The 25,954-nt window shown below is 68.5% G+C and carries 21 protein-coding genes; 9 read left to right on the top strand and 12 right to left on the bottom strand.

Annotated features, from left to right (window positions below):
- Nucleotides 1-15 precede the first annotated feature (15 nt).
- Both C8271_RS05150 and C8271_RS05145 read right to left on the bottom strand, forming a co-directional pair.
- Nucleotides 16-702, bottom strand: coding sequence for an HAD-IA family hydrolase (locus C8271_RS05150; RefSeq protein WP_106506402.1), 687 nt, complete (start codon nt 700-702; stop codon nt 16-18).
- Nucleotides 699-1,853 (bottom strand): YlbL family protein, encoded by a 1,155-nt coding sequence (locus C8271_RS05145; protein WP_106506401.1) that lies wholly within the window; start codon nt 1,851-1,853, stop codon nt 699-701. The genes C8271_RS05150 and C8271_RS05145 overlap by 4 nt, the downstream gene beginning before the upstream one ends.
- A 143-nt stretch (nt 1,854-1,996) precedes the next feature.
- Here C8271_RS05145 and C8271_RS05140 point away from each other — a divergent pair, with 143 nt between their 5' ends.
- Entirely contained in the window at nt 1,997-3,646 is a 1,650-nt protein-coding gene (locus tag C8271_RS05140; protein WP_106506400.1) for a zinc-dependent metalloprotease, read from the top strand.
- Nucleotides 3,643-4,257, top strand: a complete 615-nt coding sequence (locus tag C8271_RS05135; RefSeq protein ID WP_106506399.1) for an NUDIX domain-containing protein — start codon at nt 3,643-3,645, stop codon at nt 4,255-4,257. Before C8271_RS05140 ends, C8271_RS05135 begins: the two co-directional genes overlap by 4 nt.
- Here the strand turns inward: C8271_RS05135 and C8271_RS05125 are convergent.
- Nucleotides 4,245-4,973 carry a M48 metallopeptidase family protein gene (locus tag C8271_RS05125; RefSeq protein WP_212591325.1) on the bottom strand — a complete coding sequence of 243 codons (729 nt, stop codon included), beginning with the start codon at nt 4,971-4,973 and terminating at the stop codon, nt 4,245-4,247. The two genes, C8271_RS05135 and C8271_RS05125, sit on opposite strands and share 13 nt — an antisense overlap.
- A 496-nt stretch (nt 4,974-5,469) precedes the next feature.
- Here C8271_RS05125 and C8271_RS05120 point away from each other — a divergent pair, with 496 nt between their 5' ends.
- A complete protein-coding gene (locus C8271_RS05120) occupies nt 5,470-5,628 on the top strand; it encodes a DUF5679 domain-containing protein (protein WP_106506398.1) in 159 nt (52 codons plus the stop codon).
- A gap of 139 nt (nt 5,629-5,767) precedes the next feature.
- Here the strand turns inward: C8271_RS05120 and C8271_RS05115 are convergent, their stop codons facing one another.
- From C8271_RS05115 to nudC, 4 genes are all read right to left on the bottom strand, one after another.
- Complete coding sequence (locus C8271_RS05115; RefSeq protein WP_106506397.1) at nt 5,768-6,052, bottom strand: WhiB family transcriptional regulator; 285 nt, start codon at nt 6,050-6,052, stop codon at nt 5,768-5,770.
- Nucleotides 6,053-6,169: 117 nt separating this feature from the next.
- Nucleotides 6,170-6,298 (bottom strand): hypothetical protein, encoded by a 129-nt coding sequence (locus tag C8271_RS14290; protein ID WP_281260359.1) that lies wholly within the window; start codon nt 6,296-6,298, stop codon nt 6,170-6,172.
- A 98-nt stretch (nt 6,299-6,396) separates the two neighbouring features.
- The gene (locus C8271_RS05110) at nt 6,397-8,559 is read right to left on the bottom strand and encodes an ATP-dependent DNA helicase UvrD2 (protein WP_106506396.1); all 2,163 of its coding nucleotides are present in this window, start codon (nt 8,557-8,559) and stop codon (nt 6,397-6,399) included.
- Nucleotides 8,560-8,753: 194 nt separating this feature from the next.
- On the bottom strand, nt 8,754-9,677 hold the full coding sequence (gene nudC, locus C8271_RS05105; RefSeq protein WP_106506395.1) for an NAD(+) diphosphatase: 924 nt from the start codon (nt 9,675-9,677) through the stop codon (nt 8,754-8,756).
- A gap of 49 nt (nt 9,678-9,726) precedes the next feature.
- Between nudC and C8271_RS05100 the strand changes: the two genes are divergently transcribed.
- Complete coding sequence (locus C8271_RS05100; RefSeq protein ID WP_106507891.1) at nt 9,727-10,683, top strand: phosphotransferase; 957 nt, start codon at nt 9,727-9,729, stop codon at nt 10,681-10,683.
- 131 nt (nt 10,684-10,814) lie between these two features.
- On the opposite strand, the gene C8271_RS05095 is transcribed toward C8271_RS05100, so the two are convergent.
- Both C8271_RS05095 and C8271_RS05090 read right to left on the bottom strand, forming a co-directional pair.
- Nucleotides 10,815-14,105, bottom strand: coding sequence for an ATP-dependent helicase (locus C8271_RS05095; protein WP_106506394.1), 3,291 nt, complete (start codon nt 14,103-14,105; stop codon nt 10,815-10,817).
- Nucleotides 14,102-17,320 (bottom strand): UrvD/REP family ATP-dependent DNA helicase, encoded by a 3,219-nt coding sequence (locus tag C8271_RS05090; RefSeq protein WP_106507890.1) that lies wholly within the window; start codon nt 17,318-17,320, stop codon nt 14,102-14,104. The genes C8271_RS05095 and C8271_RS05090 overlap by 4 nt, the downstream gene beginning before the upstream one ends.
- 300 nt (nt 17,321-17,620) lie before the next feature.
- Here C8271_RS05090 and C8271_RS05085 point away from each other — a divergent pair, with 300 nt between their 5' ends.
- From C8271_RS05085 to C8271_RS05070, 4 genes are all read left to right on the top strand, one after another.
- Nucleotides 17,621-18,247, top strand: coding sequence for a TetR/AcrR family transcriptional regulator (locus C8271_RS05085; protein ID WP_106506393.1), 627 nt, complete (start codon nt 17,621-17,623; stop codon nt 18,245-18,247).
- A 154-nt stretch (nt 18,248-18,401) separates the two neighbouring features.
- Nucleotides 18,402-18,623: a DUF3107 domain-containing protein gene (locus C8271_RS05080; RefSeq protein WP_106506392.1), complete on the top strand. Its 222-nt coding sequence runs from the start codon at nt 18,402-18,404 to the stop codon at nt 18,621-18,623.
- 21 nt (nt 18,624-18,644) lie between these two features.
- Nucleotides 18,645-20,357, top strand: a complete 1,713-nt coding sequence (locus C8271_RS05075; protein ID WP_106506391.1) for a metallophosphoesterase family protein — start codon at nt 18,645-18,647, stop codon at nt 20,355-20,357.
- Between the two features lie 189 nt (nt 20,358-20,546).
- Nucleotides 20,547-22,322 (top strand): DEAD/DEAH box helicase, encoded by a 1,776-nt coding sequence (locus C8271_RS05070; protein WP_106506390.1) that lies wholly within the window; start codon nt 20,547-20,549, stop codon nt 22,320-22,322.
- 29 nt (nt 22,323-22,351) lie between these two features.
- On the opposite strand, the gene C8271_RS05065 is transcribed toward C8271_RS05070, so the two are convergent.
- The 3 genes from C8271_RS05065 to C8271_RS05050 all read right to left on the bottom strand — a co-directional run bounded on the left by C8271_RS05065 (nt 22,352) and on the right by C8271_RS05050 (nt 24,212).
- Nucleotides 22,352-22,981 (bottom strand): MarC family protein, encoded by a 630-nt coding sequence (locus C8271_RS05065; protein ID WP_106506389.1) that lies wholly within the window; start codon nt 22,979-22,981, stop codon nt 22,352-22,354.
- The gene (locus tag C8271_RS05060; protein ID WP_106506388.1) at nt 22,978-23,865 is read right to left on the bottom strand and encodes a PHP domain-containing protein; all 888 of its coding nucleotides are present in this window, start codon (nt 23,863-23,865) and stop codon (nt 22,978-22,980) included. Before C8271_RS05060 ends, C8271_RS05065 begins: the two co-directional genes overlap by 4 nt.
- 227 nt (nt 23,866-24,092) lie before the next feature.
- On the bottom strand, nt 24,093-24,212 hold the full coding sequence (locus C8271_RS05050; protein ID WP_138774527.1) for a type II toxin-antitoxin system ParD family antitoxin: 120 nt from the start codon (nt 24,210-24,212) through the stop codon (nt 24,093-24,095).
- Nucleotides 24,213-24,322: 110 nt separating this feature from the next.
- Here C8271_RS05050 and C8271_RS05045 point away from each other — a divergent pair, with 110 nt between their 5' ends.
- On the top strand, nt 24,323-25,564 hold the full coding sequence (locus C8271_RS05045) for a P-loop NTPase family protein (protein ID WP_106506386.1): 1,242 nt from the start codon (nt 24,323-24,325) through the stop codon (nt 25,562-25,564).
- The last annotated feature ends 390 nt before the right edge of the window (nt 25,565-25,954 follow it).

Below are 25,954 nucleotides of genomic sequence, written 5' to 3'. Positions count from 1 at the left end.
CGCCGATGGCTGCGGTCAGTCCAGTGGGATCCCGCGTGCGGTCAGGATCTCGCGCGCGATATCGGCGCCGTGGCGGGCGCCGTCGCCATGGTCATCGCCATTGCGCGGCCACAGATGGGCGTCGATACCGAGCGCACGTGCGGCCTCGACGTTCGCCTCGCGGTCATCGAAGAAGACGACGGCCTTCGGCACGCTCACGCCGCCGGTTTCGTGGGCGAGCGCGTCCAGCAGGATGTCGTAGATCTCGCGGTCTGGCTTCACCACGTGCTCTTCCGCGGAGATGACAGCGAAGGAGAACGCTTCGAACCAGTCGGCGCGGCGCACGGCCTGCCCGAAGGAGGCCGAGGCGTTCGACAGCAGTGCCAGGCGCACACGGTTGCGTGCGAGGTCGTGAATGAGTGCGCGTGCGGCAGGATCCATGCGCAGGAAGTACCGGTTGTCGAGGTCCTGCAGCTCCTCGGCGGCGGAGTCGGTGAGGTTCTCGATGCCAAGATCCGCGGCGATACGCCCCCAGTAGGCCGGCGCGTCCAGCTCACCGCTGTCATGCCCGAGCCGGTGCTCCCACACGGCGCGTTCAAGTGCGTCGCGGTCACCGCCGAGCACGTCGTGCAGGTCGTCGATCGGGTCGTGTCCGGCGCTGAGCACACCGCCGTAATCGAAGACGACGGTGGGGCTCGGGGATGTGCGGCGTTTGCTGCTCATGGTTCCTCACAGGTCTTCAGGCCCTCGGTGGAGCCGGTCTTCGCGATGGTCTCGACGGCGGCACGGGCCTCGTCAAAGGTGGCGATCGAGACCACATGCAGGTCCTCGGGCACGTGGCCGACGACCTCGTTGCAGTTGTCGGCGGGTGCCAGGAAGTAATCGGCGCCGGCCGAGCGGGCACCGACCATCTTCTGTCGGATCCCACCGATGGGGCCGACCATGCCCTGGTCATCGATCGTGCCGGTGCCGGCGATGCGTTTGCCGCCGGTAAGCGGGCCAGGAGTCAGCTCGTCGTAGATGGCGAGTGCGAACATGGTGCCGGCGCTCGGACCGCCCACGTGGCCCACGGAGATGGACACGTCGATCGGGAAGTCGTAGCCGTCAGCGAGGGTCACGCCCATTCTTGGCGCGCCGTCCACGACCTCTGTGGGCACCTCGAGGTCCTTCTCCTCACCGTCGCGCCGCACGCGCATCCGCACCGGCTGTCCGTGGGCTGTGGCGGCCGCGAGGCGCTGATAGCCGAGGGCGTTCTCGGCGCTCTCGCCGTTGATCGCGAGCACCTCGTCGCGGGCCTCAAGCACACCGTCTGCGGGAGTTCCTTCTAGCACGCCCGCGATGAACACGGTGGAGGTGTACTCGATGCCCAGTTCATCCAGTGCCACGGCGATCGCACCCTGCTGCGAGGTGGTCATCTGCACCGTGTTCTGCAGGGTGGTCTGTTCTCGCGTCTGGTCTGCGGGAAAAAGCAGCTCGCGCGGCATGACAGTGCGGCTGGGGCGGAACCAGGCGCCGATGACCTCCGCGGGGGTGACGCGATACCCGGGGCCGCCGTCGACAGCGACGGTGGTCATCATGAGCTCACCCTCGGTGGGGTATGTGGTGCGCCCGCTGATGGTGATGACCTGCTCGTCTTCGTATTCGCCGAGGACATCGATCGCGGGGCCAGGCTGCTCGATCACGTAGGGAACCGGCAGGGATGCGCCGACGACGAGCATGATGCACAGGATTCCCAGCGACACGATCGCGGTGATCGGCCGTGGCATCTGCGACTCCTCGACGGCACGATCCCAGGCGCGTGCCACTCGTGTGCGCAGCAGCGGCCGCGTGGGGTGCTGGGGGTCTGCAGGCGTCTGCTCGGTCACGCATGCCATTGTGCCCCAGCGGCACGACGTGCCATGCGGAGATGATCAGCTGGGCCCACACCGGCTCGGTACGCTGAAGCGCAATCGACGGCACGCCGCACCGACGTCCCCACGGGACGCCACAGCGGCACGCAGCATCCAGGAGGCGAACCATGAACAGCGGCGCAAGCACGCCGGGCTCAGGAAGCCCGGAGGAGGAGAACCTGCGGCGGTTCCTGCGCGAGGCGTTCGGAGGGGCACTTCCGGAAGAAGCGCTCGAGGGCATGGATCTGTCACAGCTGGCACAGCAGGCGAATCTGCCGCAGGATCCCGCGCAGCTGAGGGCTGCCGCGATGCAGATGCAGCATCTGTTCGCAAGTTCCGGGGACGGTCCGGTGAACTGGAAGCTCGCACAGGATGTGGCGCGGCAGACCGCCGTATCGTCGACCACAGTGCCAGGGCTTCCGGAGCCGTCGGGGACCCCAGGGGACCCGGGTCCCACCGATGCACAGCTGAAAGCGCTTCGCGAGGCGGAGGGCGTGGCGCGGCTCTGGCTGGATCCGGTGCTGTCGATCGATCTGCCTGCCACTGAGCTCGGTGTGTACAGCCGCGGCACCTGGCTGGCCCGCACGCTGCCGCGGTGGCAGTCGATCGTGGAACCTGTCGCGCAGTACATGGCGGGCGCGATCGGTGAGGCGATCGCCGCGCAGATGCAGTCCGCACCGATGCCGATACCGGGCGATCCCGCGGCGATGATGGAGCGCGTGGGCGGCACCATGTTCGGGGTGCAGTTCGGGTACGCGATCGGGGCGCTGGCGCGCGAGGTGTGCGGCACCACCGACCTGTCGCTTCCTCTGGGCCGCGAAGGCGAGGCCGCGGTGGTGGCGCTGAACATCGATGACCTGGTGCGCGAGCACAGCCTGGACCCAGCCGCGGCCCGGATCTTCCTGGTCACCCGCGAGCTCGCGCATACCGCGCTGTTCGCTGCGCACCCGTGGCTGCGTCGGGCCCTGTTCTCCGCGATCGATGACTACGCGCGGGGCATCACCCTGGACCTGGATGCGCTGGATGAGATGGTGCGGGACCTCGACCTGTCGGACCCGTCCGCCATGCAGGCGAAGCGACCGGACGAGTTGTTCGTCTTCACGCGGCGTGCCGCGCAGGACCGGGCGCTCGAGGAGCTTGCGACCACGCTCGCACTGATCGAGTCCTGGGTGGATCACGTCACGGCGCAGGCTCTCGAGGGGAAACTGCCGCAGATCGAGGCGTTGCGTGAGGTGGTGCGGCGTCGCCGCGCAACAGGCAGCCCGGCCGAGCAGATGCTGGCTCAGACCGTCGGCATCGAACTGCGTCCACGCCGCGTGCGCGAGGCGCTCGCATGGTGGGAGAGTGTGCTGGCTACGGAGGGCATGCAGGGCCGGGACGCGGTGTGGGAGCACCCGGATCTGCTGCCCGGCTCTGATGTGCTCTCCGGGGCGCCTCAGGCACCACGGGACCAGGTCTCCCCCTCCCCCGACGCCGCGTCGATCACCGATGGCGGCGGGACTGCGCGCGCGAGCGCGGATGCGCCGGGGTCGCTCGCCGATGTGGAGTTCCCCGCTGACTTCGATGCGGAGCTCGAACGGCTGCTCTCGGGAGAGAATGCCGAGTCGGCGCCGATGGAGGACGAACAGGGCGGTCTGCGTGAACGGAACGCTTCGGGCGCACGCGGCTCGGAGGGGCCGAACGATCCGAACGATGCGCGGAGGCCGATCGATCCGGACGCACCAGAGGATCCGGATGAGTCGGATGAGTCCGGTTCCGGGCCGACGCCTGCCGCATGACCAGCATTCGGGCAGCTGCTGCTGAGCTCAGCGCAGCGTCCTCCCCCGCGATCCGAGACGCTGACCGCGCTCGTTACCTCGACCTGCTCGAACAGAACCCGCGGGCGTTGCATCGCGACGGCGGACCGATTCATCTCACGGCGAGCGCCGTCGTGGTGGATGCGCCGATCGAGCACGTCGCGCTGCTGTGGCATGCCAAAGGGCAGTTCTGGGTCCAGCCCGGCGGTCACATTGAGCCTGCGGACCCCGATCTGGAGAGCTCCGCACGCCGTGAGGTCGCTGAGGAGCTGGGTCTGCGAGACCTGTTGGCCGTCGTGCGGGGACCCGCGCTGCTGCACCGGCACTGGCTTTCCGCGGCGTTTGGGGCATGCCGCGAGCATTGGGATGTGCAGTTCCTTCTGCGTACCCCTCACGCCGCAGCACAGCAGCCCCTGGGGGTCAGCACGGAAGCCCCCGTGGCGCGCTGGATGCCGTGGCCACTGATCAGCGGCGGTCCTGCGCGCTCGACGGCTCATCTGCCGGACGGCACCGTGGCGGACATGCCGGGGAAGCTTGATCTCCTGGCCGGTGTCATCGCGGAGCACGGAGCGGGCCCGACTCATTCCAGCTGATCGCCGTCGGCGGACGCGAGGTGGTCGACGTCGGCGGACGCGAGGTGGTCGACGTCGGCGGACGCGAGGTGGTCGACGTCGGCGGACGCGGCGTCACCGGCGCCGGCGGAAAAGGGGTCATCGACGTCGGCGTCGTTCTCACACTCGGCGCCTGGCTGCGATGCCTCGACCGGCATATCCCGTGCCCACACGACACCCGCGAGGAAGGCATCGGCGCGTTCCGTGTGCGGGTAGCGATCAGTGAGAGCTCGGTGCCCGGGCCCGTGTCCGGGTTCGAGTAGGTGCGCAAGCTCATGAACGAGCACGGATTCGATCACATATGCCGGCATGCCCTGCAGGCGGGTGGACAACCGGATCTCCCCCGTGCTTGGTGTGCATGATCCCCAGCGGCGCTCTTGGCGGCCAGACCACCGCACCGCGTGGGGTCGGGCGCGTCCATCGAGGAAGCGGCCGGAGAGATCGTCTGCGAGACGCTGCAAGTCATCGTCACTGCGGTGCGCCGTTCCCGCGCGGCGCTCCTTCGCGGCGAGGCGCTCGATCATCCGTTGCACCCACTCGCGTTCCTCGCGCGCGCTGAAACGGTCGGGGATCGACACGATGAGCTCACCGTTGCGGCGCGTGATGTCCACGGTGCGCCGCCGCCGACTCGAACGCCGCACGAGAACCCGTTCCCCAGCGGGACCTTCAGCGTCCGGATAGTGGGTCAGACGCTGCATGTGGGGGTCCTCTCAGAAAACTGGTCGGATTCTTTCCTCGTCCACAGCTGTGCACGGCATCCGTCGTGGTCAACGACTGTTCATCGTACCGAGTGCGACTGTATCCACAGCGGCCACACCGTCTCCCCCCGCCTGTCCACAGCAGATGGCCGGGTTGTCCACAGCTCATCCCCCACGCGGCTTTGACCCGTGTGCTCCGCGGGGACTAAGTTTCCCAGCACGTGAAGCCCCGGGATAACTAGCAGGACGCACACGGGGAAGGTGCGCGTGGTGCTGAGCGCCCCTGGGGCTTCACGGCCTGAGAGACGGCTGATGACATCGGCCCGACGCACGCACTTCCTCGGCCTTGTGGCCTCCTGACCCGAAGCGTGCGTCGGGCCGTCGCCTATCGGGACTCATTGTCGATTCGTCCATGCTGGTCAGGCGCCGTAGAGTGGCCGGGCCCGTGTTGCGCCAGCGCACGCGCACACCCCCACCCACAATCTGAGGAGTCCCCATGGCTGACGAGACCTACAGCGGTGAGTTCTACTGCGTGAAATGCCGCGAGAAGCGCGAGGCGCAGGGCGATGTCGTTGTCTCCAACAACCGCCGCATGGCGAAGGCTGTGTGCCCGGAGTGCGGCACCAAGCTCAACCGCATCCTGGGCAAGGCCTGAGCGCCCACGATCAGTGAACCGGTCGTCACGCTGAGCGTCGACCGCGTCGCCGCAGTTGGCCGCGTTGCGAGCCGCTGAGAGAACGGCGACACCAGCATGGAGGGGCGCCCCGAACGTTCGGGGCGCCCCTCCTGGCGTCTCAGGCGGCCTGCTGCTTGCGAGGCCGGCCGCGGCCGCGCTTGACCGCAATGATCCGCCCGGATTCGAAAATCGCGCCGCCCCAGACGCCCCAGGGCTCGGCGCGGTCAATCGCGCCTTGGCGGCAGGCGTTCTGCAGCGGGCATCCGATGCAGAGTTCCTTCGCTGCTTCGAGGTCGGATGGGCGCTCGGAGAAGAAGAGCGCGGCGGCGTTCTCGTCACGGCACGGCAGACTCTGCTGCGCGCGCATGGTGCGGGTGATGGTGGGGAATGCTGTGGTCGTCATCGTCTCGCTGCTTCACGGTCGTCGTGGAACGTGCCCGAAGGGGCGGGGTCGCGGTGACAGTGCCGCGACGCAGCGAGGCTGAGCTCGTCAGATCGTCGGCGGCACCGTCAGGATCGGCTACGGGAGCTCCGCGTTGGCGGGCCGCTGCCGCACGGGGATCGGCGCACCCGGGAGGGTGCCGATGACCGCGGACAGGGCGCTGCGGGTATGCAGAGCGCTCACGATCCTGTAGTTCCTGATGATCACGGCGACACCTCCTTTCTCATGCGCGCCTCCCGGTTTCCCGAGCTGCGACGTGGACGATGGACGGGATGAGTTTAGCCCACCCGCACGGGCTCGGCATCTTATTTTTGACCTGCACTGTTGTCGCCGTTGTCCGGTGCGTTCCGCAGGAGGTCGAGGATGTCTTCTCCGAAGCGCTCGAGCTTGGCAGGTCCAATGCCGGGCACGACGAGCAGCTCGTCGTCGGTCGCGGGCCTGCGCTCGGCGATGGCCTCCAGGGTCGCGTCGGTGAAGACCGTGTACGCCGGTGCGGCGAGCTCACGTGACTTCTCACGCCGCCACAGGCGCAGCTCGTCCATGAGGGACTCGGAGGCCAGTGGCGGGCAGGTATCGCAGCGGCCACGGCGCTGTTCGCGCGGCGTCTCGAGCCCCTTCGCGCAGACGCGGCAGGAGGTGTACGTGGTCGCGGTGCGGCGACCTGTGCGCCTCGAATGCGGCGAGGGTGATCCGCCGTTCGACGGATGGTCGCTGATGCCGTCGAGGAAGCGAGTGGGCTTGCGGCTGCCCCGTGCCCCGGGGGTGCGTGCTGCAGCCCAGGTGATGGTCAGCTCGTCACGGGCGCGTGTGAGTGCCACGTAGAACAGGCGCCGCTCCTCCTCGACCTGAGCGGCTGTCTTCGCCATCGAAATGGGCATCAGTCCCTCGCTCGCGCCGACGAGGAACACCGCGGGCCATTCAAGGCCCTTCGCCGCGTGCACGGATGCGAGGGTGACGCCATCCACCTCGGGAGCGGACTGCGCCTCGGCGCGCTCCTCGAGCTCCTGCACCAGGTCGTTCATTCCTGCGCCGGGCCGCGCCGCGATCACATCGGCGAGCCCCACGAGGGCGTTCAACGAGTCCCACTGCTCACGGATCGCACCCGTCGTGGAGGGTTCCTGCGGCGACCACCCGAGTTGAGAGAGGACATCCCGGACAGTGCGCGGCACGTCATCGGTTTCCAGCCGGGCGGCCGCGCGCAGCGCCACCATTGCGCGGCGCACCTCCTGACGTTCGAAGAAGCGGTCGCCGCCGCGCACAAGATAGCCGATGCCGCGGGCGGTCAGTGCATCTTCGAACGCTTCTGACTGGCTGTTGGTGCGGAACAGGATCGCGATCTGAGAGGCGGATCGCCCCTGCTCGATGAGCTCGGCGATGCGATCGGCAACGCCCTGCGCCTCAGCGGGATCGTCCGGGAAGGACTCGATGCCGGGGGCAGGGCCATCCTCCCGCTGGGCAACGAGGGTGAGGCGATGCTGCAGCGTGGCGCCGCGGGCTGCGTCCAGCACGGTGTTGGCCAGACGCACAATCTGCGGAGTGGAACGGTAGTTGCGCTCAAGGCGGATCGTCGCAGCGCGCGGGAACTCCTTACCGAAACGCAACAAGTAGCCGGAGCGGGCACCGGCGAAGGTGTAGATGGTCTGGGCGGCGTCTCCCACCACGCACAGGTCATCCCCGGGCCCGAGCCACAGCCGCAGGAGCGCGTGCTGCAGGGTCGAGACGTCCTGGTATTCGTCAACCACGAAGTGGCGGTACTGGCTGCGCACCTCGCGTGCGATGTCTGGACGCTCGGAGAGAATTCCCACCATGTGCAGGAGAACGTCGTCGAAGTCGATGACGCCGCGTTCCTTCTTGACCTCTTCGTACTGCGTCATGATGCGGCTGATCGTGCGCGCCTCGAATCCGGCGACGCCACTGCGTCGCGCGCGCTCGGCGGCCTCCGGGTAGGCCTCCGGGGTGACCATGCCCACGCGCGCCCACGCGATCTCATCCACGATGTCGCGCAGCGCGGCGCGATCCACACTCAGATGCAGGCGTCGGCATGCCTCGCCGATGCCGGCGAACGGGTTCGGCAGCAGCTCAGGCACTCCCCCACCGATCGCACGCGGCCAGAAATGGCGCAGCTGGCGCAGCGCCGCCGCGTGGAAGGTGCGGGCCTGCACGGCGGGGACACCCAGGTCCCGCAGGCGCGAGCGCATCTCTGCGGCCGCCTTCGTTGTGAACGTCACGGCGAGCACGTGGCGCGGGTTCAGCTGTCCGGTGGTGACGCCATATGCGATCCGGTGCGTAATCGCGCGAGTCTTGCCGGTGCCCGCGCCAGCGAGCACACACACCGGCTGCCCGAACGTCGTGGCGACCTGCCGTTGTTCAGGATCCAGGGCAGCGAGGATCGCCTCCGGGTCGCCCCCGGGAACGGGCGGTGCAGCGGCGAGGGGTCTAGCGCTTTCCGGTGTGCTCACGCTCTTCATCCTGCCAGGAGACGCCGACACACGAGCCGTCGCGGACACGCTGTGGAGCACCGGCGCCTGTGGAGGAGTACGCGATTGCATGGCGGAGGGATGTCCCGATGCGGACGCCACGACGCACTTCTCCACCACAGCGGTTACGCGGTGGACCGGCGTCGGGAGAACCGGCTGCGCAGTGGGTTGGGCGCCGCTGCGGTTCAGTGCTCGCCCAGACTGCGCCCGTCGGCCTCATACCAGTCACGGATCAGGGCGCGCCCCAGCGAGGCAGTGCCGGGCAGCTCCACGGTGCCATCGGCGAGCGCTGCCGCCAGCTCGTCACGACTGAACCAGCGGGCGCGCACGATCTCCTCATCCTGGAGGCGCAGCTCGGCTGCTCCAGGCGCCCACGCGCGAAAACCGAGCATGAGGGTGCGCGGGAAGGGCCACGGCTGGGAGCCGACGTACTCGACGCTCTCCACCGTGATACCTGTTTCCTCCGCGGTCTCACGAGCCACAGCCGCCTCAGCGGTCTCCCCCGGTTCAACGAAGCCGGCGAGGACGGAATGGAAACGGCCCCGGAAGCCAGCTCCCTGAGCGAGCAGAAGACGATCCTGGCTATCGCGCACCGCCATGATCACGGCCGGATCGGTGCGCGGGAAATGCTCGCGGCCGTCGGTCTCACAGCACAGCACCCAGCCGCCCTGCTCCGGCACGAGCGGCCCACCACAGTCGGTGCAGGCACGCATCGAGCGATGCCACGCCCCCATGGCCACTGCGGCGAGCGCCAGGTCGAGGTCGCCGGGGGCGATCCGTTCCGCACAGTGCCGCAGGTCACGCAGATCGCGCCCCGGATCGTCGATCTCCTCGCGGATCTCCAGCAGCTCCACGCCATACAGGGGGCGGTTCTCGAAGCGTCCGAGCAACACCGCGACAGCCCGCCCACCACGGCGGGGGTCGGCATCCTCGACGGCAAGGCCCAGGCGGCCGTCGTACCGCTCAGATAGCGCCACCGCGCCTGACCGGGTGGGCAGGTAGAGCGCGTCGGGGCCGGGCTGGTCAGCATCGCGCCGAGCCAGGGCATCCCGTGCAGAGATGAGCACCGACAGCGGGGTGCTCAGGTGAGGGCCGCGAATCCGTATCATGGGCCGAGCCTACGAGGAGTGCTCCATCAGGGACGGTACGGTGGAGCGCGTGCAACGCAATTCCTACGCCCTGGCGGCTCTGGCGGTCGCCGCGGTCCCCGGTCTGGTTCCGCAGCAGACCACCACGCTGACCGCTCCCCTCGAGGGGCTCGAGTGCGCAGGCGTCGTGGGCGAGGACGGTCGTCGAGTCATCGTGACCGCTCCGGTGACCGCAGCCGCAGGCGCGGCTCTTGAGCAGGACCTGCATGTGTCGGAGTCGCTGCTGGGCACGTCCTTGCGTGCCGTGGTCCCGCCCGTGCTGGGCTCCGTGAAGCTGCCCGATGGTGGCCGCGCCTGCGTGACAGCAGCCCCCGACGGCATCCCGCTCACGCTCGACGCGGTCAGTGCCGACAGCGCTCTCGCCCGCAGTCTGGGCGGAGCCATCGCGCGGATCCATGCGGTGCCGCGGTACGCAGCGGAAGCCACCGGGGCGGAGACGTTCAGCGCAGAAGTGCTGCGAGAGGGGCATCGACAGCGCTGTCAGCGCGCCCAGGAGGCAGAGCTGCTGCCCACTGCCGTGGCGCAGCGCTGGGAGCGTCTGCTCGAGGATGACGAGCTGTGGAACCACTCCTCTCAGTTCGTCCACGGGGATCTGTCCGAGGATGCGCTGTTCTTCGACGGGGACCGCGTCCGGGCGGTACGCGACTGGAGTTCAGCGCACATCGGCGATCCGGCGCAGGACCTCGCGTGGCTGATCACCGGGCTGGACTCGGATTCCTTCGACGCCGTCTACGCCGGATATCGGCAGGAGCTGCCGACGGTGCCACATCCACGTCTGATGGAACGGGCGCAGGCCCTCGGTGAGTTCGCGGTGCTGTCCTGGCTGCTGCATGGAGTGGACGCGGAGGATGAGGAGATCATCGCCGACGCCCAGGAGATGCTGGCTGACCTCGACAACGACCTCGCGCAGCTTGCACGCGAGCAGGCCGAGCGCACCTATGACGATATGGACGTGAACCCCAGCTGATCCCAGCGCACACTCACCCGGACCGGCTGGGGCACCGACGCAGCGCCAGGCTCGACCGGGACGACCCGGCGCGCATCACCTCGGGCCGCTTCCCTCACTGCGTCCGAGGACGTGCTTCGGGCCAGTGCCCCTCATGCGGACGGGAACTCGCCGAGGTGGTCGAGGATCTCGTCGACGGAGGGGTGGTCGCTCACCTCGATGGTGCGTGAGTCTGGCACGTAGTGGAACGCGGTGCGGATCCGCTCAAGGGGCAGCCCCGTGATCTGATGCCAGGCGAGCCGGTACACGGATAGCTGCAGTGCGAGCGCGCGGCGCCGTGCGGGCGGCGGTGCGTGCCCCGTCTTCCAGTCCACGATGATCACCCCATCGGGTCCGTCGGTGCCGTCAGGATCCGCAAACACCGCATCGATGACACCTCGGACCATGAAGGGACCGAGCTGCACCTGCACGCTGCGTTCGACGGCGATCGGCGTTCGCCCGGACCAGGACGAATCCGTGAAGGCACGGCGCAGCTCCTCCAGGGAGGGCGCATCCGGGTCATCCGGTTCGAGATCGGTGAGGTCGTCGAGGTCCTCGAGATCCAGCAGAGCTGCGTCGCTCCACCTGTGCTCGAGCCAGGCGTGGAAGGCGCTGCCGCGACGCGCAGCAGGTGAGGGGCGACGCGGCACGGGGCGCAGAAGCGCGAGCGCCGCGGCCTCGGGGTCATCGACCAGGCGCACGAGTCGAGAGGCAGACTGCTGCACGGGCATCGGCACGTCGTGGCGTGCGGTGCGAGCGGCGAGGTCCGCCAGCACCCGCCGCACGGGTTCCTCCGGCGCCACCGCGGGAGCGCGCAGAGCCTCGAAAAGCAGGTCGGAGGCGCGGTCACGCGCCTGCTCGGCCGCCCCCGTCTCGGGCGGCCACAGAGCGATGCGCGGGGCCGCGTCGAGGGGGTTCTCCTCCGGGATCGTCTCGCTCGTGCGGAACCGTTCGGGAACCAGGTCGAGCGCTTCCTGGAGGTAACGGGAGCGTGGGCGAGCGGTGGACAGCCCCTCGCGCCACGCGGCTGAGGTCAGCAGAAGCCGCCGACGCGCACGGGTGATCGCGACATACATCAGACGCCTGTCCTCCAGCAGGGATTCCTCGCCGCTGGCCAGATACCAGTCCTGAAGGATCCGCTCCGCGTCGACCTGTGTGTCAGCCTGAGCCCAGGCGAGCTCCGGCAGTGTGTCGGCGTCGCCGCGCAGCGCCGTGGGCACAGTGGCATCAGCGAGCGGGCCGAGCCACCCGCTATCGGGAACCCGTACGCGGCCCGTGTCGTCGGCGCGCGCTCGGCGCAGATCGTAGGAGGGCACCGATCCCTCCGTGAGCCCGGCGATTGCCACGAGATCCCATTCCAGGCCTTTGGCGGAGTGCATGGTCACCACGGTGACGGCGGCGGGATCCGGGACCGCATGCTGCTCCCCCACGCTGAGCCCGGCTTCACGGTCCTCGCTGATTTCGAGCAGGTCCAGCCATGCACCCAGGTCCGCGCTACGGGCTGTGCGGGCGAAGGCGGCAGCGTGGTCACGCAGGGCATCGAGGTCGGCAAGCGCGCGGCGGCCATGGGCGCCTGTGGTGTCGTCTTCTCTATTCAGGACGGCAAGATCCACATCCAGAGCCTGTACCGCAGCGGTGATGAGGTCCGGCAGCGGCAGGGGCAACAGCCGCCGGATGTCTCGCAGGTGTTTCTGGAGGATGGCGAGTCGGCGCCGGGCCGTGGCGCTGAGGGAACGACCGTCGCGGTCGGTCCAGTCCTCGGGTGGGAGATCGTCGAGCCCATCAACCAGGGTGACCTGATCAGCGTCATCGGGCGGGGCCGACGGGTCAGGTGCACCGGAACCGGCGCGGCGACGGGAGCCGAGATGGGACGTCCAGGCTCCGAGCACCGCCAGATCACGAGCCCCCAGTCGGATCCGCGGACCGGTGAGCAGGCGCATCAGGGCATCCCCGCGAGACGGATCATGTGCGCAGGTCAGCAGGGCACGAACATCGGCGACGGCGGGCCGGTGCAACAGACCACCGAGCCCCACCACGTCGACGCTGAGACCGGCTGCCTCCAGTTCCTGGGCGATCACGGGGATCTGCCGTCGCGCTCGCACGAGCACCGCTGCGCTCAGGGGTGCGTCAGGCTCAGCCGTGTCGCGGCACCGCTGGATCCAGGCTGCGATGGCTTGTGCCTCGCGCTGGGTGTCGGCCGCCTCGCAGATCTCGACCGCACCTTCGCCAGCGCCGGGGCGTGCCCGCAGCTCTGGCACGCGCAGACCGGCGGCGGCGTTGCGCAGAGGCTGGGCGATCCGGTTGGCGAGGGCGAGCACGGCCTGGTCATTGCGCCAGGAGGTGGACAGCGTGCGCTGCGTCACCGGTTGCTCGGTGGCGAAGGCGCGGGTGAAGGATGCCAGGGACGCGGCGGAGGCGCCGCGCCATCCGTAGATGGCCTGCTGGGGGTCGCCGACGGCGATCGCGGGATGCCCAGCACCGAACAGGTCGGCGAGCAGTTGCAGCTGGGCCACAGAGGTGTCCTGGAACTCGTCGAGCAGCACGACGCGGTGCTGGGTGCGGGCGAGGTCGCGCGCAGCTGGTACCTCGCGTGCGATCCGTGCAGCGAGGGCCACTTGGTCGGCGAAGTCGAGTCGGCCGCTGCGCATCCGCTCGGCGGTGAACGCCTCGAGGAGATCCACGAGGTCCAGGCGTGCTTCCAGTCCGGTGAGTGTCGTGGCGACGGCCGGTGGTGCCGTGCGCTTTCGGCCTTCCGCCTGGAGCGGGATGGAGGTGAGGTGATGCCGCATTGCCTCCAGCTCATCGCGCAGCTCGGCGGGCGTGCGCAGATGGTCGGCGAGTGAGGAGGTCAGCGAGATCACGGCCGCCGTGAGGGTGGCGGCTGATGCCGTGGTGGTGGCCGGGGCGTCCCAGGCTTCGACGAGTTCGTGCGCAAGCTGCCAGGCGGCAGAGGCCGACATCATGGTCAGCTCGGAATCGAGGCCGATCGCGAGGGCGTGTTCCATCACCAGGTCGAGGGCGAACCCGTTGTAGGTGTGGACCACGGGTCGCTCGCCGATCACGTCGTCCTCGCTGCGGGAGAGGCCGTCGGGCACGGGCATCCCGTTGGTGCGCAGTACACCGGTGAGGGCGGCAAGGCGTGCACCGATACGTTCGGCGAGCTCGTGAGCGGCTTTCCTGGTGAAGGTGAGGCCCAGGACGTCACGGGGGCGAACGATCTCGTTGGCGATCAGCCAGACCACGCGCGAGGCCATCGTCTCCGTCTTACCGGATCCGGCGCCGGCGACCACGAGCATCGGTTCCAACGGCGCTTCGATGATCGCCACCTGCTCATCGGTCGGTGCTGGCTGCTGCAGCAGGTCCGCAACCTGCGCCGCGCTCAGGTGCGGTGACGGTGAATTCACAGCTGCGCTCCTTCCGTCTGCAGGGGGCAGGATGTGCGCACCGCGCACAGGTCGCAGTGGCCGCAGCGGCGCGCCTGCACCTGTGCATCGGCGAGGCTCTCCCCCACCTGCGCCACGATCCGGTCGAACCAGTCCGGGACCTCGGCACTGGGCAGCGCGGTCTGGGTGCGCACTGCCGCCTTACGGGTGCCCGTGCCGACATACACGAGCGATGCCCCTGCGAGGCGTTCGCCGGCACCGCCGCCGAGGGTGTCATCGATGGCTCCGTCGCGCACCGCCGCCTGATATGCGGCGAGCTGAAGGTCCTCCTCGGCCTGTCGGGCGCTCTTCGCGCGTCGCCCCGTTTTGAAGTCGATCACGCGCACGCTCGCGGCATCGCCGTCGATCCTGTCGATGCTTCCGCGCAGGTGCACACCGTCCAGGTCGATCGCAAACGGCGCTTCGACCGCCAGGGGGGCAGGCGTTGCTGCCACATAACCGAGCAGACTGCGCGCCGCCGCATCCGCCTGTTCACGTGTGCGTCGGCCGCTCCAGGTGGCCTCCAGGCGCAGAGGGCGCAGCCGGGCGTGGAGCTCGGCGAGCAGGTCAGGGATCTGCTCGGGTGTGGGATGCGGATGCTGCTGGGCCAGAGCGTGCAGTGCCGTTCCGATGGCCTGCGATGGGGAGGGAGCGCGGCTGCCGCCGGAGCGTTCGAGCAGCCACGCCACCGGGCACTGGTGCGCGAGGTCGAGTGCCGATGGGGACAGTCGCAGTGCAGCCCCCGGTACGCGCAGCGGTTCGGTGCTACTGGGGCGCTGGTGGTACCAGGCATCGGGGTCTGTTCCGGGCGCCCCGGCGCGGGCGAGCAGGGCGAGTTGGGCGGCCGCATCCCGGGCACGGTCGTCGCTGCCGGTGTGCAGCGTGCGACGCAGCGCCGCGACCAGGCGTCGCGCGTCGGGAGACGGCCCGGGGTCACTGGTGAGCACCGCGGGATCGACCCACGGCTCTGCGTGCTGCACGGCGGCGCGTTCGATCGCGGTGAAGAGGGCCGACGGACTGAGATCCGCACCATCCACGGCGGTCACGAGTACGCGGCGACGCGCCCGCGACATGGCGCTGACCGCGAGGCGTAGTTCGTCGGCAAGCACGCTGTGACGTTGCGCCGCGCGCACCTCGGGCAGGCTCAACGGATGCTGCGCGGCATCGGCGAGCGCCAGCTGCTCGGCGCCGAAGACGCTCGAGCGGATTTGCAGGTTCGGCCAGGCCCCCTCCTGCAGCCCGGCAAGCACAACGGTGTCACGGCTCAGGCCGGCGAGCTGGGCGGGTGTCAGCACATCGACCAGGCCGCGGCGCTGCGCAGTCGGGGCGAGCGTGTCTTCGGGGATGGCCTGGCTGCGCACGTGATCGATGAGGTCCTGGACGTCGGCCTGGGGCCTGCGTTCGACGAACCGCTCGCATACGGCGAACAGTGCCGTGAGTGCATCTAAGCGACGGCCGATCAGGCGCGCACGCGAGGCCTGCGCCTCGGTGCCGGTCTCGACGGCCGCCCGCTGCCAGCCGGAGGAGAGCCCGGCCGCGTCCCAGGCTGCCCACAGGGTCTGGGCAGGACCGTCCGCGGCGGCACGGCGTGCGGCGCGGATCATGGCGCGCAGCCGGTGCACCGGTGCGGTGCGGCGGTCTGCATGGTCAGCAGGCAGCAGACCGGGGATGTTCTCGCGCACCAGGGCACGGGCGAGCAGCCGGGCAGAGTCCACCGGCGGGTGCGGTTGTGCATCACGTGAGGGCTCAGGTGCGCCATGGCGTGACGCATCGAGCAGGTCTCGCCGGACCCGCCTCAGGCGTAGCGCATCCGCATCGCCGAAGGGTCCGCGCAGCAGCCGCAGGGCATGCTGCGGATCAGGCTCGGTGCCCTCGCTATCCGACGCGCGGTCTGCACAGGACACCGCGATCTCGACGAGGTCAAGAAGGTCTGCGATCACCTGTTCGTCGCGCAGTGCGCCGAGCCGTCGGGGGGTGCGCACCGGCAGCCCGGCTCGAGTGAGGTGGTCCGCGAGACGATCCACGGCGGCGCCAGAGCGGCAGATGACCGCCATCTCGTCGTAGGGGACCTGGTCATCGTGATGGACATGGCGCAGGGCGTTGGCGATGAACCGTGCCTGTTCAGCGTCATCCACGGCGAGCGCGGTCGCGACTCCCGCGGCCGTCAGCGGCTCGGCTGCCGCGGAGCCATCGTCGGTGTTTTCCGCCTGCGTCTGGGGGCTTCGACGTGTGGTTGCCGGGGCACCGGCCAGCGGGAGCCGCCCTCGCAGTCCGCTCACCAGATAGGTGATGCGGGCATCGCTACGGGTGGTGGCGGTCAGGGTGACCTCGTCCACCTGGTCCCCCAGTGCGTCCGCCCAGAGACGGCTGGCGTGCGGCACGCCCCCGCGAAAGCTCTCAACTGCCTGATCCGGGCTGCTGGTCACGAGCACCTGGGATCCGGCGCGCACGAGTGCACTGAGCAGGTCAACAGCGGCGGAGGTCATGTCCTGGGCATCGTCGACGATCACGCGCCGGGGCAGCCGTGTCGCGCCGCCCTCCGCACGGCGCGCGGCCTGGCGCACAAGACTGCCTGAGTCGAGCCGTCGGCCCGCATCCAGCGCCGTCGCTGATTCGAGGTCGAGCACTCCCAGATAGTCCTCGAGCAGGTCGGCGGCATCGACCCACGCCGGGCGCGCGTGGAGCTCGCCCAGTTCTGCTAAGCGCCGGGGGGTGAGCCCAAGGTCGCCGGCCCGCGTCACTGTCTCACGCAGCTGTGTCCGGAACCCGGGAAGCTGACGGGCTGCGGGATCCGCCTTCAGATGCCAGCCATGGCGAGCACTGATCAGCTCGGCCAGGAGCGCGTCCTGCTCTGCGCCGGTCACGAGTGAGGGTTCGGGCCGACCGGCGTGAACCTCGGCGTCCCTGATGAGTGCGAAGGCGAAGGCCGCTGGCGTCATCACCCTCACGTGAGCCCGGCTGTGCGCACCCAGGATGTTCTGCAGATGAGCGGCGAGGGAGCGGCGAGGAGCCAGCACGATCACCTCGCCCTCAGCCGCAGCGTGGGTTATGCCAGCAGGTCGAACGTCAGCGGCGGCGAGCACCACCGTGGTTCGCCCGCTGCGTGGTGCTCCGTGCACGAGAACGCTGCGCCCGGCGCGGAACAGCTCGAGCGCTCGCAGCTGGTCGTGGTCGAGCTCGTCCGGCGACAGGAGCATCCATGCTGCCTCACGATCCGGTGCGACCAGGCGAATCCGCTCCGACAGGCCCGTTCGACGTGTTCGTGACCTGGGTACCACCGGCAGCTCTCCTTCCTGCGCTCCGCATCGTGCCTGCGTTCCACATCGTGACGGCTGCGCGTGCAACGGGTCCTATTCGATCATCGCCGTCCGACAGACGATGCGCCGGTCCGGGAAGGAGCCCGACAGCCCTAGACTTGCCGCACGCACTGTGTCTGTTGTCCACGATTTTGCTGGGCTCCCGTACTGCCACCGGGGCCCTGCCGCCCGGAGGTCCCTATGGCGTCAACGCCCCGTATGCCGCGCGAACAGCGTCGAGCCCAACTTCTCGAACTCGCCACGGAGCTGTTCATCGAGCGCGGATTCCAGGGCACCTCCATGGACGACATTGCGGGCGCGGCTGGGGTCACCAAACCTGTGCTGTACCAGCATTTCTCCTCAAAAGAGGAGCTGTACGGCGTGGTGATCGAGATCACCGGGAAGCGGCTGCTGAATTCAGTGGTAGCGCTCGGAACGATCCCCGGCTCCACTGAAGAGCGCGTCCGCCACGGCATCGCGAAGTTCTACGACGTGGTGCGCCTGGACAACACGCTGCGTCTGTTCACCGGCCACGAGACCATCTCGCCGGAGGTGCAGCAGCGGGTGAGCGAGATCCTCGACCAGGGCTCGGTTGCACTCGCGAAAGTGCTGACTGACTCCCGCCAGATCGACCACGAGCAAGCTCGCGTGCTCGGCCGCGCCATCCTCGGCCTCACCCAGGCCACCGCCGTGATGCTCGATGAGTCCGTCTCTCCTGAGCAACGTCACCAGATCGTCACGGTCACCACGAGCCTGATCGTCCGCGGTCTGACGGGATTCGCGCCGTTGGACGAACCGCGCGTGGCCGGTGAGGTATCCCCAGGCTGACCCACCCCACGTGGCGACCACCGGCGGGGCGAGCAGCTATCGGCCAACGCACCGTCGGAGTGGGAGCCCCGTTACACTCGCTACGCAGACACGAACGACGGGCTTGTGACGCGCTCAGCACCGTCAGCCCGGCACAGCGATGGGAAGGACACCAGTGGAGATCCGCATCGGCATCCAGCACTCCCCGCGGGAGATTGTGATCGAGTCCGACGACGCCGCCGAGGCGGTCACCGAGACCCTGCGTACCTGTGTGGACGAAGGCAGCACCATCGCGATGAAGGATGCGCGCGGCCGCACGGTGATCGTGCCGGGCGCGAAGGTCGCCTACATCGAGGTCGGCAGCGACGAACCGCGTCGCGTCGGCTTCCTGGGCTGAGCCCGCCCCCTTCTGCACGCTGTGAGTGCTTCTGAGCGCACCGCCGACGATGCTGCAGCACCGAAGCGCTGGCCCCGCCGCCGCCTGCGCGCGCTGCAGCTGCTGCTCACCGTTCTCGTAGCGCTCATCGGCGCAGCCATCGGCATCGCCCTGGTTCCGGCCACGCAGACGACCGTCGGCCCCCTGACAGCGACTGTGCATCTGCGCCCCTCCTTCGCGTCCGACACCGCAATTCTCTTGCCGCCGGCTGGCGAGGTCATTTTCGACTCTCACCGTGCCCCGGTGCGTATTGAGGCGCGGGTGACAGGGGTCGATATCGGCAAGGCCGAGGAGCTTCTGTACTCGGATGATGCCCTGGCCGAGCTCGAGTCCACGGCGCCGAACGCGATCACTTCTGCTGCTGCAACCAACGCAGCACTGAACACCCTGTTCGCGACGCTCGGCGCCGGCGTCGCCGTCGCGCTGGCTTTCCGCCGCACACGCCGATCGCTGATCGCCGGCGGTGTCGCTGCTGGCGTGGTCCTGGGCAGCGCAGCGCTGACGACCGCCACGTTCCGCCCCGAGTCGCTGAACCAGCCGCGGTTCGACGGGCTCCTGTCACAGGCCGCCTACGTGGCGGATCTGGGCCAGGGCACTGTGGTGAACTACGCGAACTACCGCTCGATCCTCGCCGAGTTCGTGGGGCAGGTCTCCGCGCTCTACATCGCTGCCGATCAGCTGCCGGCCGGTTTCTCCGATGAGGACGTCGTCACCGTGCTGCACGTCTCCGATATTCACGACAACGTGCAGGCCTTCGACGTGATCGAACAACTGGACAACCAGTTCGACCTGGATCTCGTGATCGACACCGGTGACATCGTCTCGTGGGGAACGAGCTGGGAGAACGATCTGCTCAGTGCCGTCGGCCGCCTGAATGTGCCGTACGTATACATCAAGGGCAACCATGACGGCGCCGCCACCGCCTCGATGGTCGAGAACCAGCCCAATGGCATCGTGCTCGATAATGAGGTGACCGAGGTGGAAGGTCTGACCATCGCGGGCATCGGTGATCCGCGTTTTGCGGCCGACGACGACTCCGACGCTGGCGGCTGGCGTGAGGGGAAGGAAGCAGTCAAAGCGTCCGGTTTCCAACTAGGCGACACCATTGAGGACTACAACAACGCCCACCCCGATTCCCCTGTGGACGTCGCGCTGATCCATGATCCCAGTGAGCCTGCTGGCCTGCTCGGGCGCACTGATCTGGTGCTGTCCGGGCATATGCACACCTCTGAGGTGCATCTGGACCGCGATGGCAGCGGCACCGACTGGATGGTCGTGGGCTCCACGGGTGGCGCACTCGCCAGCGGCGGTGTGCGCCCCGTGCTCGCCGGCGGTAAGCCGCGGGACCTCACCGCGCGTCTGCTGCACTTCGACCGGTCCACCGGTGACCTCATTTCCTACGACGACATCGTGATGGGTGGTCTCGGGCTTGTCTCCGTGTCGGTGTCTCGCCATCAGATGCCTGCTGAGCACGCCGAGTTGCGCCCGCCGGAGGGTGAGCCCACGCCTGATTCGCCGATCCACCAGGATGAAGGCGAGTCTGTTCCCGACCAGGAGCGCGTGACGCCGACGGATCCCGCGCATCCGTGGCCTGCGAGCGATGCCGGCGGTGAGCCCCCTGCCGACCCGCGTCAGAACGAGCGGAACAGCCGGAGTGGCCGTTTAGACCAGGACCCTGCAGACGGCGAACAGTGACCGAGGGCTCACCGGCCAAAGCTGGCTGATGGCCACAGCTCGAGCGTCCCGCAGCGCTGGGTGTTCCACGGCGGTGAGCGTGCCCGTGCTGCTGGCGTGACTCCTCTCGCGCCGCCGGGCGGCATACGGGGCGGGCGTCCTGTGCCGGGCTACCATGGCAGGGCATATCCGAGATCAGAGAGTTGAACTGTGCCCGAAACCAGCCAGCACACCCCCGAGGCCGCCGCCGTCGAGCAGAGCTCCGGCGCCCCCGAACCCATCGCCGCTCACGTCGGCGCTACCGAAACCGCCGTCGCTGCCGAGGTCCCCGCCGAGCGCACCTTTGCCGACTTCGACGTGCGCCCCGACATCGTTCAGGCACTTGCCGCCAAAGGTATCGTCACCCCTTTCCCCATCCAGGCAATGACCCTGCCGGTGGCGCTGCGTGGCCGCGACATCATCGGCCAGGCGAAGACCGGTACCGGCAAGACCCTCGGCTTCGGCATCCCGATGCTGCAGGCCACCGTGGCGCCTGGGGAGGACAATCCCGACGGGCGTGAGCTCGGCAAGCCCCAGGGGCTCGTGGTGCTGCCCACGCGCGAGCTTGCCGTGCAGGTCGCGCAGGATCTGCAGGATGCTTCCGCGAAGCGTCCGGTGCGCGTGCTCACCGTCTATGGCGGCCGCGCCTATGAGCCGCAGATCGAAGCACTCGCCAAGGGCGTGGACATCGTGGTGGGCACTCCGGGCCGTCTCATCGATCTGATGCGCCAGAAGCACCTGGACCTCTCGCATGTGCGCACTGCGGTGCTTGATGAGGCCGACGAAATGCTCGACCTGGGCTTCCTGGAGGACATCGAGACGATCCTGCGCGGTGTGCCCGCGAAGCGTCAGACGATGCTGTTCTCCGCCACCATGCCCGGCCCGATCCTCGCTCTTGCGCGACGTTTCATGGATCGTCCCACGCATATTCGCGCCCACGACCCCGGTGACGAGTCCCGCACGAAGGCAGACATCAAACAGGTGGTCTACCGCGCTCACCAGCTCGACAAAATCGAGGTGATGGCACGTCTGCTGCAGGCTCGTGGCCGCGGTCTGACGATCGTGTTCATGCGCACTAAACGCCAAGCGGATCGCGTGGCCGAGGATCTGGCTTCGCGCGGCTTCGCTGCGGCTCCCCTGCACGGCGACCTCTCGCAGGGCGCTCGCGAGCAGGCGCTGCGCGCCTTCCGCCACGGCAAGATCGACGTGCTCGTCGCCACCGACGTCGCGGCCCGCGGCATCGACGTCGAGGACGTCACCCACGTGGTGAACTGGAACTGCCCCGATGATGACAAGACCTATCTGCATCGCACCGGCCGCACCGGCCGCGCGGGGAGGAAGGGCACGGCTGTCACCTTCGTGGACTGGGAGGATCTGGCCCGCTGGGCGCTGATCGCCCGACAGCTCGGCATGGAGTCCACGGAAGCCGTGGAGACCTACTCCACCTCCGAGCACCTGTTCACCGACCTGGACATCCCCGAGGGCACGAAGGGCACGCTGCCCAAGGAGGCTCGTACCCGTGCGGGCCTGCATGCTGAGCAGATCGAGGATCTGGGCGGCCCCGAGTCCCGTCGCGAGCGCGCTGGTGGGCGGTCGCGTTCGGGTTCCCGTGGGGCCGGCCGCTCTGAAGGATCCGCCCGTCGGGATGGGGAAGGAGCGCGCTCGGAGGAGAAGCCGAGGCGTCGTCGCAACCGTCGGCGCACCAAGCGGGTAGCGGGCGAGGTCGTCTCCTCGCAGGGCAACGGGGCCTCCCCCCACGAGAGCGGTTCCGAGTCGGCGCCGCCAGCGGGTGGCGAGTCGTCAACCGGTTCTGGCAACGGGCCGACGCGTCGGCGTCGTTCCCGTGGCGGTCGCGGGCGCGGTGGTCGCGGTCGAGGCGGTTCGTCGGCACAGCCATCGACCGGCTCTGAGAGTGGCGCCTCCGGCACGGGCGACGTCTCGGGCTGAGACTCTGATCGCAGCTCTCAGGCGGGTATTCAGGCGGGGATGATGCCCCACTCCGTGAGCACCTGCTGTAGCGAGTCGAAGATCATCTGGGTGGAGATCGCGGCCAGCAGCACGCCGGAGATACGGGTGACGAGCGTGACGCCGCCGCGGCCCAGCACCCGGGCGATCACCCCGGAGAAGCGCATGAACACATACATGAGCACGGCCATGGCGATCAGCGCGAGCACCATCGCCACGACGTGACTGGTGCGCCCCTCGGCCTGCTCGGCGAACAGCATGACGGCCACGATCGCGCCCGGGCCGCCCAGCAATGGCATGCCCAGGGGAACAAGGGCCACGTTGACGCCCTCACTGCCGCCCATCTCTTCCTCTTTGCCGGCCAGCAGCTGCAGCGCGATGAGCAACAGGAGAAGACCACCCGAGAACTGCAGCGCCGGCAGCGAGATGTGCATGTAGGTGAGGATCAGCCTGCCGAACACAGCGAATACGCTGATGATCAGCACGGCCACGCCCACGGCCATGGCGGCGACGCGTTGGCGCTGCGTGTGAGTCATCGTGGCGGTCAGCGCCATGAAGATCGGGATGATGCCGGGCGGGTCAATGATCACGAACAGCGTGACGAAGACACTCGCGAAGAACGGCAGATCAATCAGATTCACGGAAGGATGACCTCGGTGGTGCTGCGGGCAAGGGCCAGGAGCGTGTCAAGGACCTCCCCGCCGGTGAGATGCTCTCCGAGCCGGTTCGGCTTGCCCGATCCATGATAGTCGCTTCCGCCTGTGACCAGCAGTCCTTCTCGATCGGCCAGGGCGCGTAGCTCAGCGCGGGCAGCCTCATCGTGCTCGCGGTGATCGACCTCAATGCCGGCGAGCCCGGCATCGATCATCTCGTGCAGGAGGTCATGCGGCACCGCAGTGCCCCGCATCCCGGACGCGGGATGGGCCGCGATCGCGGCGCCGCCGGCGCGCACGATCACTTCTACAGCGCGGCCGGGCGACGGGGCGTAGTGGCGCACGTAGTAGGGGCTGTCGGAGCGCAGCAGCGTGTGGAACGCCGCCGAGCGGTCCGGTACGATCCCGGCTGCGACCAGCGCGTCGGCGATATGCGGCCGTCCGATCGTGGTGTCGTTATCGCCCACCTGGTCCAGGACATCCTGCCAGGTGATCGGATGGTCCTGGCTGATGAGCTCGACCATGCGCTGTGCACGCTCGCCACGCGAGCGCCGCGCCTGAGCCAGTTCCGACGCCAGCTCGGTGGACTCGGACGGGTCCACCAGCAGGGCGAGAACATGCACGCTGAGATCGTCATGCTCGGCAGACACCTCGATCCCCGGCACCGCGACGACGCCACTCGCCGCAACAGCCGCAGGCAGCTCGGCCCAGCCGCGCACGGTGTCGTGATCCGTCAGAGCGAGCACGTCGAGCTGCGCCGCCCGGGCTTGCGCGAAGAGCTCTGGCACACTGCACGTGCCATCGGACCACGTGGAATGGGCATGCAGATCGATACGGGCATCACTGCCCGGCGCACAGGGCGGGGTGGACATGGGCCCAGCCTAGACGGTATGGGTGGCCCCGGATTGGGGTGAGGGCTCTGGCAGGCCGGGGCCTCACCGCGCAACGATGCGTGGGTTGCCGGACAGGGTGGGCCTGTCTGGCCTTTCCGACATACGTGGGAGGCCCCGGTTGTTTACCGAGCGTACGAGTGTTGGTCTGGATGTGCATGCCCGCAGCGTCGTGGCGCATGCGATGGACGTCCAGACCGGAGAGATCTTCAAAGCAAGACTCTGTCCAGACCCGGCCGAGGTGGCGGCCGGTAGCGCCCTGAGGCGACTTCCTCGGCGACGAAGCGCGCATAGTGGTCATCGAGGGTGACAGAGATGCTCTGAGCCATGCTGTAAGGATGCCAACTCTGGAGACCGCGCACTCGCCCGTTAACGTTAGCTCGGCCGAAGAGTCTCGTTAACCTTAACAACGAGCGCGGCTCTTGTTAACCTTAACAGCATGCGCCGATCCGTGGACTGCCCCTTCAGCACCCAGCCAGATGTCGTTCCGCCGATCTGGGCCGGTCGGCACGATGAGGTCAACGACTGGGTGGATATCGTGCGCCCGCGCAGAGTGGACGGGCTCCCCGAACGCCCCCGCCTTATCCTCGCGGAGGCCGGGCTCGGCAAGTCGACGCTCGTCGGCTACATCACCGAGAACGCGAAGGAGCGCGGGGATCTCGTCACCGGCCAGTTGCGGATCCCTCTCGGAGCCGATCCGCTCGCGATCCTCGCCAGCGCGCTCCTGGACCTGTCCGGCGAGATCGGCTTCAGCAAGGCCGACACGAAGATCGGCAACCTGCTCGCCCGCGTCACCTCGATCTCAGCCAAGGGGGTGTCTGTGGCAATGCGCGAGCAAGAGACGCCGGAGGCATTCGCAGCCCTGCGCGAGCTGATGATCCGCATCGGCGAGGCCGCGGCGCACCGGAAGGACACTGTCGTCCTGATCCACCTCGACGAGGTCCAGAACATCACCGACCCCGCGGTGCTCTCGCAGCTGCTCATCATTCTCGGGGACGTCACCTCAAAGAAGATCGGCGTCACGACGGCCTCGAACATGGTCATCGAGCGCTACCTGCCGATCGCCGTCTACCTCACAGGTCTGCCGGACTTCTGGGACATGGCCTCCGCCCGGCGCGGTGCCACCTTCGGACGCCGATTCGACCGCAGAGTGCTCTCCCCGTTGAGCGACGAGGACCTCGAGATGGCACTACAGTCCTTCGTCCTCGACGGCTGGCCCGTGCCGGACGAGCAGGGCGGCACGATGCGCATAGGCATGGAACCTGCTGCGCGTGACGCAATCCTGGACCTGTGCCAGGGCGAGCCGTTCCTGTTCCAGCTGGCCGGCTACCACGCCTGGTACGCCGGGGACTCGGAGGTCATCACCAGGGCCCAGGTGCTGCGTGGCTGGCAGACGGCCAAGCGCGAGGCGCGGGACCACGTCGAGCGGATCCTCGAGCGTCTCCCGGAGAAGGAGGCGCAGATGATCCAAGCGATGGCGACACTGGCCCCCGAGGAGCGGGCGCTGAAGAACATCGCCTCCGAGATGGGCTACTCCAACTCCACGCAGGTCGCCTCCTTCGCCAAGCGGCTGGATGCGACCCGCGGGCTCATCAACCGCGGAGCGAACTACAGTTTCCGCCACCGGGCGCTCGAGGCACACCTGGTCCGGGACTGGCCCGAGCTCTCCGAGGATTACTGAACTGAGGCTCTCGGAGCGACGTCATTCGAACTCGTGCATTTGTGAGAAAGACCGACCCCCTGATGCATACTCTTCCCACGACCACCCGCAGATGTGCGATCGCGACAATCGCAGCTCGTCGAGAGCGGCAGGATGCCTCGCTTAGCCGCCGCCTCGTCCGCGACGAGCGCTGCTCGGGTCAATACACAAGCGCACACCTCCCCGCCCCACCTCCGCCTACAACTCTGCGTTCGCCATAACGCGAGACGAAGGGGACGAGCATCCCGGTAGGGACCCGAAGACATCAGGAGCGACGGCTGCGATTTGACTCACTCTTTAGCCGTACATAGCCTGCTTGCGCCCCGATGGAGATGGCGGAATGGGGCCGCCATGCAGTCAAACCGAGGGGAT

Origin of the sequence: Brachybacterium timonense, from assembly GCF_900258505.1 — a bacterium.
Lineage (GTDB): Bacteria > Actinomycetota > Actinomycetes > Actinomycetales > Dermabacteraceae > Brachybacterium > Brachybacterium timonense.
The sequence above is the reverse complement of the archived record's forward strand: the minus strand, read 5'-3'. Positions and strand labels throughout refer to the sequence as shown.

Bases quoted from the DNA above. Each gene is read 5' to 3' on its own strand.
- C8271_RS05125 (WP_212591325.1), bottom strand. From the start codon at position 4,973: ATGCAGCGTCTGACCCACTATCCGGACGCTGAAGGTCCCGCTGGGGAA.
- C8271_RS05085 (WP_106506393.1), top strand. From the start codon at position 17,621: ATGGCGTCAACGCCCCGTATGCCGCGCGAACAGCGTCGAGCCCAACTT.
- nudC (WP_106506395.1), bottom strand. From the start codon at position 9,677: ATGATACGGATTCGCGGCCCTCACCTGAGCACCCCGCTGTCGGTGCTC.
- C8271_RS05140 (WP_106506400.1), top strand. From the start codon at position 1,997: ATGAACAGCGGCGCAAGCACGCCGGGCTCAGGAAGCCCGGAGGAGGAG.
- C8271_RS05045 (WP_106506386.1), top strand. From the start codon at position 24,323: ATGCGCCGATCCGTGGACTGCCCCTTCAGCACCCAGCCAGATGTCGTT.
- C8271_RS05120 (WP_106506398.1), top strand. From the start codon at position 5,470: ATGGCTGACGAGACCTACAGCGGTGAGTTCTACTGCGTGAAATGCCGC.
- C8271_RS05050 (WP_138774527.1), bottom strand. From the start codon at position 24,212: ATGGCTCAGAGCATCTCTGTCACCCTCGATGACCACTATGCGCGCTTC.
- C8271_RS05145 (WP_106506401.1), bottom strand. From the start codon at position 1,853: ATGGCATGCGTGACCGAGCAGACGCCTGCAGACCCCCAGCACCCCACG.
- C8271_RS05060 (WP_106506388.1), bottom strand. From the start codon at position 23,865: ATGTCCACCCCGCCCTGTGCGCCGGGCAGTGATGCCCGTATCGATCTG.
- C8271_RS05090 (WP_106507890.1), bottom strand. From the start codon at position 17,320: ATGCTCCTGTCGCCGGACGAGCTCGACCACGACCAGCTGCGAGCGCTC.
- C8271_RS05110 (WP_106506396.1), bottom strand. From the start codon at position 8,559: ATGAAGAGCGTGAGCACACCGGAAAGCGCTAGACCCCTCGCCGCTGCA.
- C8271_RS05150 (WP_106506402.1), bottom strand. From the start codon at position 702: ATGAGCAGCAAACGCCGCACATCCCCGAGCCCCACCGTCGTCTTCGAT.
- C8271_RS05135 (WP_106506399.1), top strand. From the start codon at position 3,643: ATGACCAGCATTCGGGCAGCTGCTGCTGAGCTCAGCGCAGCGTCCTCC.
- C8271_RS05115 (WP_106506397.1), bottom strand. From the start codon at position 6,052: ATGACGACCACAGCATTCCCCACCATCACCCGCACCATGCGCGCGCAG.